Genomic DNA, 10,389 nt, shown 5'->3' with positions numbered 1-10,389 from the left:
TATAACAATCTCTTTTACTCCTTTTGGTAAATCGTTATATTTAAAAGACGCGTTATTAGATAAAACATTAATATCTAATGTTGGAATAGTTGTTTCTGTAATTTCTCCTTTTACTTTACCTATAATATTAAAATTACCTGTTGTATTTACGTTTGCTAAATCTTTAGAATACGTTTTTGGAATAACTGCTAAAAAATCTTTAAAGGTAGAACCTACATTCTTGAACGATAAATCTATTTTTTGCCCATTTTCTATAAGCTGAACAAAACCGTCAAACTCGATAGGCAGCTGATTAAAAACTAATTTATTTTCTTTAAATGTGTATTTGTTTTTCTTTAAATCGAACCCTAAAACAGCATCTAAATCTATGGTGTTATTAGTTAAATATTCTGTTTTAGCCATTTTTAAAGACACATTTAAATTGGTTTGTGTATCCAATTCTGAAACAGATTCAGAGAATGCTCCGCTACCATTATGGTTGAAATCAGTAATATATAATGCTAACTCTTCCTTTTCATCGATATAAGTAAATGCACTATTTGTTATACCATAATCATCTAACTGAAACACAAATGGGTTGACTTCTGTATCAGTCTTTGTTTCTGTAATATTTTTAGACTTCGCTATATTCCAATTAGACAGGCCTTGCGTGTTCGTTTTTAAGACTAACAAAGCCTCATTAATATAAAACGCATCTACTTTTATAGGCTCAGCATTAGTGTCTTTAAACAATTCTGTAATAGAAAAATCAAATGTTATAGATTTTGAATTAACTAATTGTTCGTCTTCAAAAGGCGCAAAATTAGTTATCGTTAAATTATCTATAGATAAATTAGCCTTTGGAAAACTACTTAAAAAACTAAGATTAACATCAGAAAAATCAACTTTAGCATTTACATTTTCATTAATAAAAGTTTTAACCATTCCTTTTATTTTATTCTGAAACAAAAAAGGACTTGCAACTAAAAGTAAAACAATAATTAATAATGAAATCCCTAGTATTTTTAATGCTTTTTTCATTTAACTAAAAAATATTTCTACAAAGAAATTAAATATAAATTACATAACAACTATGTTTAATATAAGTTTAATAGTTGTAAACCATTAAAACCAACAGTTATTTTAAATTATAAATAATATTGAAATGTGTGATAACCAAACAAGTTATTAACAGATTTCTTTTTTATAAAAATCTTAAACAAGTTTTACTTATTTTGCTACAAATTATGATAACAAAAAAAACGGTACATATAGCTCTTGGCAGTAATAAAGGTGATAAATACAAACACCTACAAGATGCTATAAATAATATCTACATTTCTATTGGTAGCGTTAAACAAATTGGTAAAATCTATAAAACAAAAGCTTTAGATTTTGATGGCTATGATTTCTATAATACATGTATTTCTGTAACAACAACACTTTCTGCTTTTGATATTTTAGAGCATTTACAAGAAATAGAAAAAAAACTAGGTAGACAAAAAACACTTGAAGATAGTTATGAAAACAGAGAAATCGATTTAGATATTATTTTATTTGAAAATGATATAATTGAAACACCACAATTAACTATACCTCATCTAGAAGCTCATAACAGAAAATTTGTATTACAACCTTTACAAGATATCGCAAAAGATGTAATTCATCCAAAACTAAACAAAAGCATTACAGATTTACTAGAAATTTGTAAAGATGATAGTGCACCAGAGCCACAAAACATTTGGCTTAAAAAACCTAAAAAACAATACAATTTAAAAACACACAACTATATTGCTATTGAAGGTAATATTGGCGCTGGAAAAACAAGTTTAACTCATTTAATTGCTGAAGAATTTAATGCAAAACCTATTTTAGAACGTTTTGCAGATAATCCGTTTTTACCAAAATTCTACGAAGACGCGACAAGATATGCCTTCACTTTAGAAATGTCTTTTTTAGCAGATAGATACCAACAAATCACAGACGACTTACAACAATTAGATTTGTTTAAAGATTTTATGATAAGTGATTACGATATATATAAATCGCTTATATTTTCAAAAATAACGTTACCAGAAGATGAGTTTAACCTATATAAAAAACTCTTTAACTTAATGTATAAAGACATTCCAAAACCTGACTTATACATTTACTTATACCAAAATACAGAACGCCTTCAAGAGAATATTAAAAAGCGCGGTAGAGATTACGAACAAAACATAGAGGATAGTTATTTAGAAAAAATTAATTCTGGTTATTTAGACTTTTTAAAGACACAAACAGAAATTAACTTTAAGCTTATTGATATATCTAATAGAGACTTTGTTAACCAAAGAGAAGATTACATTTGGCTACTTTCTGAAATTTTTGAAACAAATTAAAAACTTACAACTACACCTAACAACACCTTTAAAACTATCATATAAAAAAAGGGCTTCCAAAAACCGGAAGCCCTTTTTTATATATTTATTATAGATTATTGAACTGTTTTAGCTCTATTATCTACAACATCTGCAGCTTCTTTTAAAGCTGTATACAACTTTCCTTGAACTGCATTTAATTTTTGAGTACTAACTTGGTTGGCAAAAGACTGATAATTATCTAATTTAACAGCTGGAGTAAATCCAGTACGCTTAACCATATAAACACCTTTCTCTCCAATAATTAATTTAGATGTTTCGTTATCTTTTAAACCAAAAGCATAACCTACAACTAATGGCTCTTTACCAGCTCCACCAATTGTTGGGTTCTTCATATTAATAGCAGAAGCTGTTTTAACTTGCTGTCCTTTTTCTGCTGCAAAATCTTCTAAAGTAGAAGCGCTTACACCATCCATAATCATTTTAGCTTTTTTCTCTGCTCTTAATTTAGGTGTTACTGTTGCAGAAGCCTCTTCTACAGTCATTAAACCTGCATCACGTTTAGCAGTAACTTGAACTACAGCATATCCACCAGGAACCGTATAGCGCTTAATATCTCCAACACTAGTTTTAGAATCAAAAGACCAACGCACAATAGCTCTTTGCGCTCCTAAACCAGGAATACTTTCGTCTAATGCTTTAACAGTTTTAACAGGTTTTACATCATAATTAGCTTCTCTTGAAACATCTGCAAAAGACCCACTAGCTATATTAACTTCAAAATTAGAAGCATCTCTAAACACTTGGTCAGACGTAGCTTCTGATGCTTCTATTTTACGTGCAATAGTTGCTACTTTATATAAATTAGATTCTCCTTTTTGACCTTGAACTTCTATAATATGAAATCCAAATACTGTTTTTACAACATCTAAATCTCCTGTTTTACCTTCAAAAGTAAAATCTCTAAATTCTGGAACCATTTGGTTATACGGATACCAATCGTAAAAACCACCTTTTTCAACACTTCCTTTATCAGAAGAATATGCTGTAACAAACTCTTCAAATTTAGATGTATTAGATTTTAATATAGTTGTTAAACTATCTGCAAAAACTCTTGCTTCTTCTTCTGTTTTTACAACATCTTCTCCTGCAGAGCTAGCGCCTTTAAAAGGAATTAAAATATGGCGTGCTTTTACTGAATCTGGCAACTTAGTAGTTGCAACAATTTTAGATAATTTAAAATATGTAGCATCTTTATATGGCCCATAAACAGAACCAACCGGAGAATTTGCTAAAGTATCTGCAACTACTGCTGGTAATTGTGCTTTAGTTACAAAAGAGCTATTGTATTTAAAATCGTCTGAGTTTTGATTTACAAAAGCTTCAATATCTGTAGTGTTTTTAAGCCCTAAAACTTTTTCAGTTTTATTTGTAGCTTCATCAAATTCTTGCTTATCTTCTACTAATGCAGATAAGTCAGACTTAATCTTATTTTCATCCTCAAGAGAAGCAACTTCTTCGAACATTACATATTGTAAATCTGTAGAAGCTTCTGTCTCAAATTCTTTTGAGTTTTTAGTAATATAAGATTTGATTTCTTCTTTAGTTACAGTTACTGTACTATCTACAATAGAAGTAAAAGGAACCTGAACATAACTTATATTAACTTTATCTCCTTCTAATTTATGCTCTAAAGCACCTTCTGCTAAAGTTGCTGTTGTACCAGCTTTAACTAAATTGAAGTAGTTGGTCTGTAATGCAGAACTTGCTACGTTTTGCTCGTAGTTGATCCATTGCTTGTATTGCTCTTGAGACGTCTCTTTTATGTTAGCAATGTACTCTGTTAACTTTGCATCATCAAAAAGACCTGCTTCGTTAAGAAATTCTGGACTTGTTGCTAAAGCTGTTCTTAAAACATCTCTCATTTGGTCAGATTCTACAGAAAGACCTAACTTGTCAAACTCAGCAGCCATAACAGCTTGACGAACTTCTGTTTCAAAAACTTGGTTCATAACCTGAGTTGTTGTTGCATTTGGACCCATTTGGCGTTGTTGAAACTCCACCTTCTGCATAAATTCCGTTCTACCAATATCTTTTCCGTTAATAGACGCAACTATATTTTGATCTTTACCAAATAAAGCATCTTTATTATCTACTAAACCTGATAATATGAATGCAAATAACGCTAATGCGATTACTAAGATTAAAACAAATGTTTTTTGTCTGATTTTATTTAAAATTGCCATTTTGTATAGATATAATTATTGAATTATAGTGGGCGAAAATACCATTTTAATAGCAATAATAAAAATACTTTTTACTAAAAAAAAAGCTATTTACTAAGTATTTTCTATACTGAAGTTTTTAACTGATATAAATGGGTGATTTTATCAATAAAAGTAGTCGTCTAAAGATTAATTAATCTTCTTCTATTTGCTTTACTTCTACTAAATCTATTTTATTATTAGAAGATTCTAATATTTTAATCTTGTAAGACTCTATAATTATAATTTCGGCTTCTTGTGGAATTTCTTCGGCATGGGACATTATTAAACCACCTAGAGTTTCGTAATTCTCTCCTTCTGGAAGATTTAATTTATATGTTTCATTAATATAATCTACATCTAAACGTGCTGAAAATCGATAAGTATCTTCATCTATCTGAAGTTCTATTAAATCAATTTTATCATGCTCATCCTCAATTTCACCAAACAACTCCTCTACAATATCTTCTACTGTCATTATACCAGATGTTCCTCCATACTCATCCAAAACCACCGCTAGACTTTTTCTTTTCTTTGTTAATTGTGTTAAAACATCTTTTATTAACATTGTTTCAGGAACCAATTCTATTGACTTTAAAATAGATCCTATATTCTTTGGATTTTTAAACAGTTCGAATATTTGAACGTAACCTAAAATATCGTCAATATTTTCTTTATACACCAATACTTTAGAGCAACCCGTATCAATAAATGCCTGCTTTAAATTCTCTACAGATTCGTTAAGTTCCACTGCAATAAGTTCGGTTCTTGGCACCATAACTTCTCTAGCTTTAACCTCTGAAAACTCTAATGCATTTTGAAAAATTTGAATTTCGCTATCTACATCATCGTGCTCTTGAACACTTTCCATTTGCTCATTAATGTAGTCGCCCAATTCTGTTTTAGTAAATGCCAATTGAACTTGATCTCCTTCAGTTTTAAAGAATTTTTTGAACACCAAATCTGAAATCCAAATCACAAAATCAGAGATAAAGTAAAATAGTAAATAAAATAAATAAGCTGGAAACGCTAATATTTTAAGTAATGAATTAGCATAAATCTGAAAAAACACTTTAGGTAAAAACTCTGCCGTGAATAGAATAACCAAGGTTGAAATTATTGTTTGAGAAAAAAGCTCTAAATCATCAAAAAAATAGGCTATAATACTATCATTTGTTGGCAAAAATGTTTGAAACCATTCCATTAACAAATCACCCATAAAAAAACCATATATAACTAACGCTATATTGTTTCCAATAAGCATTGTTGCAATAAACTTTGAAGGCTTTTGGGTTAATTTAGCTAGTATTCCAGGTAAAAAACCATCTTGTTTTTTTTCTATTTCTATATGAATTTTATTAGAAGACACATAGGCAATTTCCATTCCCGAAAAGAAAGCTGATAATAATAGAGAAGTAACAATAATAACAAGAGTTGTTACCATAGTTATTTTTTAAGTTTCTTGTTAAATTTACCTCTAAAGAAAAACATAAAAAGAGCTAATCCTCCTAACGCTAAGGATGCATAAGCTTGTGTTTGTCCCCAACTTGCAAAAGCATCGTAAAGAAACAATACAGCAAAGACTAAATAAGCGTAATGAAAGTATTTAAAAAATGTCATAAAATAGAGTGTTTATATTGTAAATATATGAAAGCAGATTTAATTTTAATCTAATACAGCAAATTGACCAGTAACATCTAATACTTCAATTTTTGTAAATGCTTCATCTGAATCAAAACCAATACCATTTGTTACATATTCTTTAGACTTAAACTGAACAGGTTCGTTATTAAAAACCCATTTATTTTCCTTATCGTAATATAGTTGTTCTGTAAACAAACTATCGTTAGTTGCGGTTACTATAATAACGTTTCCGCGTAAATCTATTAAATCTGTAGTATTATTAACTATAGCATAATCTGATAAAATAGTGTTTTTCTCATTATTCTCATAAATATATAATGTTACACCTTCGGTAAATTCAGAATAACTGTGTTGTCTATTACTATAATCATAGACTTTTGGACTCAACAAATTTGCTTTTACTTTTCCAGAATCTGTAAATTTTAAATTAATACTATCTCCAACACCAACTGGATCATAAGCTGCTACACCAATTTTAGACACACTTTTAAAATCGTTTTTACACGAAAAAAACAAAGTCATAGCTAATGCTATGACTAAGTTATATATTATATGTTTAATGTTGGTTTGCATTATAAACTTGGTACAGTTACACTTCTACCAATCCAACATCCAATTTTAATGGTTTGTCCTGCATTTCCTGCTGAGAAAATTTCAGATTTAGTTGGTGCTTTTGCTCTATAACTTTTAGCATAACTAGAACCTTTTCCTCCAGCTCTATCTGCTTCGTTTGCAGCTAACCAAAATACAGCTCTTTTATTAAAGTTTGTATCTCCACAATTATTAGCGCTACTTGCATACATAGATGCTATTAACACGTGCGGATATTTATTAGAAGGATTTAATTTTAAGGCTTTTTCAAAATATTGTCTAGCTTCTCCATAACGTCCTTTTTTCTTTAAACTTGAGGCAATTTTATTAGCTAATTTAGCTTTCTTTAAAGGATCTGTTTGTAAGTCGAATGATTCTTTAAAGTAATTCATTGCTTCATTTACTTTTCCTTTGTTAAACAAAATTGTTCCAACAAAATACTTTGTATCTGCAGAAGATTCTACAGCATCATAAGCTTTTACTAATTTTTCGTATAAAGGATCCTCTGTACATTCTTTATAGAACATTCTACTAACAGACCTTTTTAACCAAACTGCATTTTCTTTATTTGCTTCAAAATCTTTAGTGTATAATGGAATTAAGTTTTCGCAATTAGCTCTTGACCCTAATTCTGCATCTACACTACCTGACACTTTCTCGAAAGCAGCTATATTTGCTTCGTAGTTAGCCTTATATTTTTTGTCTTTAGACGTTAAAGCTGCCCCAGATTCTTCTTTTGCAACGTACTTATTCAATTTAACCTGATAAGATTCCGTTATAGCATCAATTCTTTCTACAACATCATCATACTTATTAAATAAATCTGAAGCTGGTTTTTTACCTTCATCAAAAAGACCTACCATTAATTTAAAATACACATACAAGCTTTTAGCACTATCAAAAGTAGCTGCATCTGCTTTGTAAGCCGCATCAAATTGATTATATAAGTCTTCGTTTTGAATACCTAATAATTCTTTATTGTCATAGTTTAACTGCGCAGCTTTCCCCATATATTCTCCTTTTGGGAATTTACTAGAAAAATACATTTGTGCTTCTGAATATAGCTTTGCATAATCTGCAATAAAAGCTTTCTTTTCTTCTCCTGAAGAATTATCAACTTTATGCTTTAACACTTTTTCACCATAAGCGTAAATACCATAATGGTATTTTGCACAATCTTTTCTTAGTGATTGCAATTGTGGGTAAGCTGCATCATATGCTTTTGCTTTTGCAGACTCCACCATTAAAGATAACTTTGTAGCGCAATCTTCTTGTGCGTATCCAAAAGTTATATTTAGTAATAAAACAAATAAAAATGTTGCTTTAAGTTTCATAGTAATGTTAATTTTATCGTTAGTTATATTTTCTTTTTTGGAACCATCTGTCATTAAGAGATAAGCTAAATTTCAAATTCACAAAATTCTCTCTGATTAAATTCTGATTTGTTGTACCTCTTTTTCCTAATTCAAAACCAATGTTTGCATTTGAGAAAAAATCCTTACCGCTTCCAACTGGTAATCCTAAACCAAAAGATATGCCAAACTCTCTTATTGATTCATTATTTACTTTTAAACCTGTTTTTTCAAAACGTAAACCACCTCTATAAACTACTCTTTTAAAGTAACCAGAAAAAGCGTTGAACTTTGGAATATAAAAACCTCCAAGAGATAACGTATTTGCATTTTCAAAACTTACATTTTGATAATTATACAATCTATTTGAAAAATTACTCGTGTTCTGTGTTGTAAAATCTACACCAGCAAACCATTTTCTTGGCTCACCAATTCCTGCTCCAATATTAAATTTTGATGGAATTATTAAATTTGTAGTTTCTAAACCGACAGAAGCTAAGTCTGACTCTACTGTATTTATTTCATTTTCGTTTCCAAGTCCGTCAAGAGTAATTGTTGAGAACGACCTTGTATTTCTAGATCTTAATTTAGTTTCTGGAGAATATGTTAAAGACGTCTGTAATTCTAATTTCTCTGAAATCTTTTTAGTGTAATATGCCCCAAAATTAAAACCTAATCCTCCTAAGTCAGATCTATTATCTTCTCTTGTTTGGTAACCAAGAAGTTCATCATTAGTATTATATAGAAATTCTACTGTAGAATTCTCTATAGTTCCAAAATTATAGTCTGCTGTAGCACCAAAACTTAATTCATTAGTTATTTGATATCCAAAAGACAAATAGGTTTTATTTACTCCTCCTTGACCTCTGTATCTTTGAGTTAAGTTTCCTAATGAATTTGAATTCTCTAATTTATAACCTACAGAAGAATAAGGCAATAAACCAAACCCTACACCTAATTTGCCCAGCGGAATAGCAAAAGACAGATAATCGAACGTAGTTGTAGATGTTTTATCTGAGCCTGAATTAGAGGTCAGCTTTATATCTGAATGACTACCGCCAACAGAATATATTATTGGACGACTTTCATTATTATAAACAGATAGGTTTTTACCACCATATGCTGCAGGATTTCTTAAGTTTAAATGAATACTGTCATTATAAACGGAAATTCCGCCCATACTCCTATTCTCTACAGTACCTTTAAAGTTTAAGCTTCCAATACCATAAAAAGAATAAGGAGATGCTGTACCTTCTTGTGCATAGGATTGAGTTACCAACAGACACACAAAAACCATTATTAGTTTATTAATCATTCTTTAAGATTATAATTCAATAAATAATTCAAACCTTCTAGTAAGAAATTTGAATTGGCAAATATGCTACTTTTTAATTGCAAAGACAAAAAATTAGCATCGCCTCCTGTTAAAATAACTGTTAAATCTTTATATTTAGATTTATACTGAGCTACAACACCATCTATTTCTTGAACAACTCCATTCACCACACCTGAATGCATACAGGCTTCAGTAGAATTCCCTAAATAATTACCATTAATAACTTCTTTTTTTAAAAGCGGCAAACTACTAGTATAATAATTTAAAGAATTATATCTCATATTAATCCCAGGAGAAATAGCACCACCTAAATACTCATCATCTTTATTTTTGAAGTCGAAAGTAATACAAGTTCCCGCATCAATTACTAAAACATTTTCTTTTGTATAATTAATCATAGATGCACTTATCAAAGCTAAACGATCTTTACCTAATGTATTAATCGTTTTATAAAGATTTGAAAAAGGTAATTTTATTTTATCACGAACCTCAATCAAACAAATACGCTTATCTATCTCATAAATATCATTTGAAGAAAATGCTCCAACAGAGGACAAAATACCGTACTTTATATTTGGATGGTTTTTAAGTACATTGGTTAAATCAATAAAAAAAGACTTATACGAAACAGAATCAACAAAGATTAAGTTGTTGTTTTGAAATACAGCAATCTTTACATAAGAATTACCAGCGTCAATAATTAGGTTCATATTTCTTTTTTTTATTGAACAAATGTAATAAATCAAAAAAGATATAAAATGTTTTGGTAATGTAAAATTAGGTACTATATTTGCACTCGCATTTACACAATGGTGCCTTAGCTCAGTTGGTAGAGCAAAGGACTGAAAATCCTTGTGTCCCTG

General features: G+C 29.6%; 9 protein-coding genes. 1 reads left to right on the top strand and 8 read right to left on the bottom strand.

The window, feature by feature from the left end:
- Positions 1–1,020: AsmA family protein (locus ACFDSN_RS10480; RefSeq protein ID WP_375239803.1), on the bottom strand; the 1,020-nt coding region annotated here is incomplete at its 3' end.
- 206 nt (positions 1,021–1,226) lie between these two features.
- Between ACFDSN_RS10480 and folK the strand changes: the two genes are divergently transcribed.
- Positions 1,227–2,360 (top strand): 2-amino-4-hydroxy-6-hydroxymethyldihydropteridine diphosphokinase, encoded by a 1,134-nt coding sequence (gene folK, locus ACFDSN_RS10475; RefSeq protein ID WP_375239802.1) that lies wholly within the window; start codon positions 1,227–1,229, stop codon positions 2,358–2,360.
- Positions 2,361–2,455: 95 nt separating this feature from the next.
- Here folK and ACFDSN_RS10470 read toward each other — a convergent pair whose 3' ends face one another.
- The 7 genes from ACFDSN_RS10470 to ACFDSN_RS10440 all read right to left on the bottom strand — a co-directional run bounded on the left by ACFDSN_RS10470 (position 2,456) and on the right by ACFDSN_RS10440 (position 10,236).
- Complete coding sequence (locus ACFDSN_RS10470) at positions 2,456–4,585, bottom strand: peptidylprolyl isomerase (RefSeq protein WP_375239801.1); 2,130 nt, start codon at positions 4,583–4,585, stop codon at positions 2,456–2,458.
- Positions 4,586–4,757: 172 nt separating this feature from the next.
- Complete coding sequence (locus ACFDSN_RS10465; protein WP_375239800.1) at positions 4,758–6,047, bottom strand: hemolysin family protein; 1,290 nt, start codon at positions 6,045–6,047, stop codon at positions 4,758–4,760.
- Between the two features lie 2 nt (positions 6,048–6,049).
- Positions 6,050–6,223, bottom strand: a complete 174-nt coding sequence (locus tag ACFDSN_RS10460) for a hypothetical protein (protein ID WP_375239799.1) — start codon at positions 6,221–6,223, stop codon at positions 6,050–6,052.
- 45 nt (positions 6,224–6,268) lie between these two features.
- Positions 6,269–6,820, bottom strand: coding sequence for an LPS export ABC transporter periplasmic protein LptC (gene lptC, locus ACFDSN_RS10455; RefSeq protein ID WP_375239798.1), 552 nt, complete (start codon positions 6,818–6,820; stop codon positions 6,269–6,271).
- Positions 6,820–8,172, bottom strand: a complete 1,353-nt coding sequence (locus ACFDSN_RS10450) for a tetratricopeptide repeat protein (RefSeq protein WP_375239797.1) — start codon at positions 8,170–8,172, stop codon at positions 6,820–6,822. Before ACFDSN_RS10450 ends, lptC begins: the two co-directional genes overlap by 1 nt.
- 19 nt (positions 8,173–8,191) lie before the next feature.
- Positions 8,192–9,505, bottom strand: coding sequence for a hypothetical protein (locus tag ACFDSN_RS10445; protein ID WP_375239796.1), 1,314 nt, complete (start codon positions 9,503–9,505; stop codon positions 8,192–8,194).
- A complete protein-coding gene (locus ACFDSN_RS10440; RefSeq protein ID WP_375239795.1) occupies positions 9,502–10,236 on the bottom strand; it encodes a type III pantothenate kinase in 735 nt (244 codons plus the stop codon). The genes ACFDSN_RS10445 and ACFDSN_RS10440 overlap by 4 nt, the downstream gene beginning before the upstream one ends.
- Positions 10,237–10,389 lie beyond the last annotated feature (153 nt).

It is taken from the genome of Aurantibacter sp., from assembly GCF_042094015.1.
Classification (GTDB): Bacteria; Bacteroidota; Bacteroidia; order Flavobacteriales; family Flavobacteriaceae; genus Aurantibacter.
This window is presented reverse-complemented; position numbering and strand designations above follow the sequence as displayed.

Coding starts and splice junctions, on each gene's coding strand:
- folK (WP_375239802.1), top strand. CDS start 1,227: ATGATAACAAAAAAAACGGTACATATAGCTCTTGGCAGTAATAAAGGT.
- ACFDSN_RS10470 (WP_375239801.1), bottom strand. CDS start 4,585: ATGGCAATTTTAAATAAAATCAGACAAAAAACATTTGTTTTAATCTTA.
- ACFDSN_RS10465 (WP_375239800.1), bottom strand. CDS start 6,047: ATGGTAACAACTCTTGTTATTATTGTTACTTCTCTATTATTATCAGCT.
- ACFDSN_RS10460 (WP_375239799.1), bottom strand. CDS start 6,223: ATGACATTTTTTAAATACTTTCATTACGCTTATTTAGTCTTTGCTGTA.
- lptC (WP_375239798.1), bottom strand. CDS start 6,820: ATGCAAACCAACATTAAACATATAATATATAACTTAGTCATAGCATTA.
- ACFDSN_RS10450 (WP_375239797.1), bottom strand. CDS start 8,172: ATGAAACTTAAAGCAACATTTTTATTTGTTTTATTACTAAATATAACT.
- ACFDSN_RS10445 (WP_375239796.1), bottom strand. CDS start 9,505: ATGATTAATAAACTAATAATGGTTTTTGTGTGTCTGTTGGTAACTCAA.
- ACFDSN_RS10440 (WP_375239795.1), bottom strand. CDS start 10,236: ATGAACCTAATTATTGACGCTGGTAATTCTTATGTAAAGATTGCTGTA.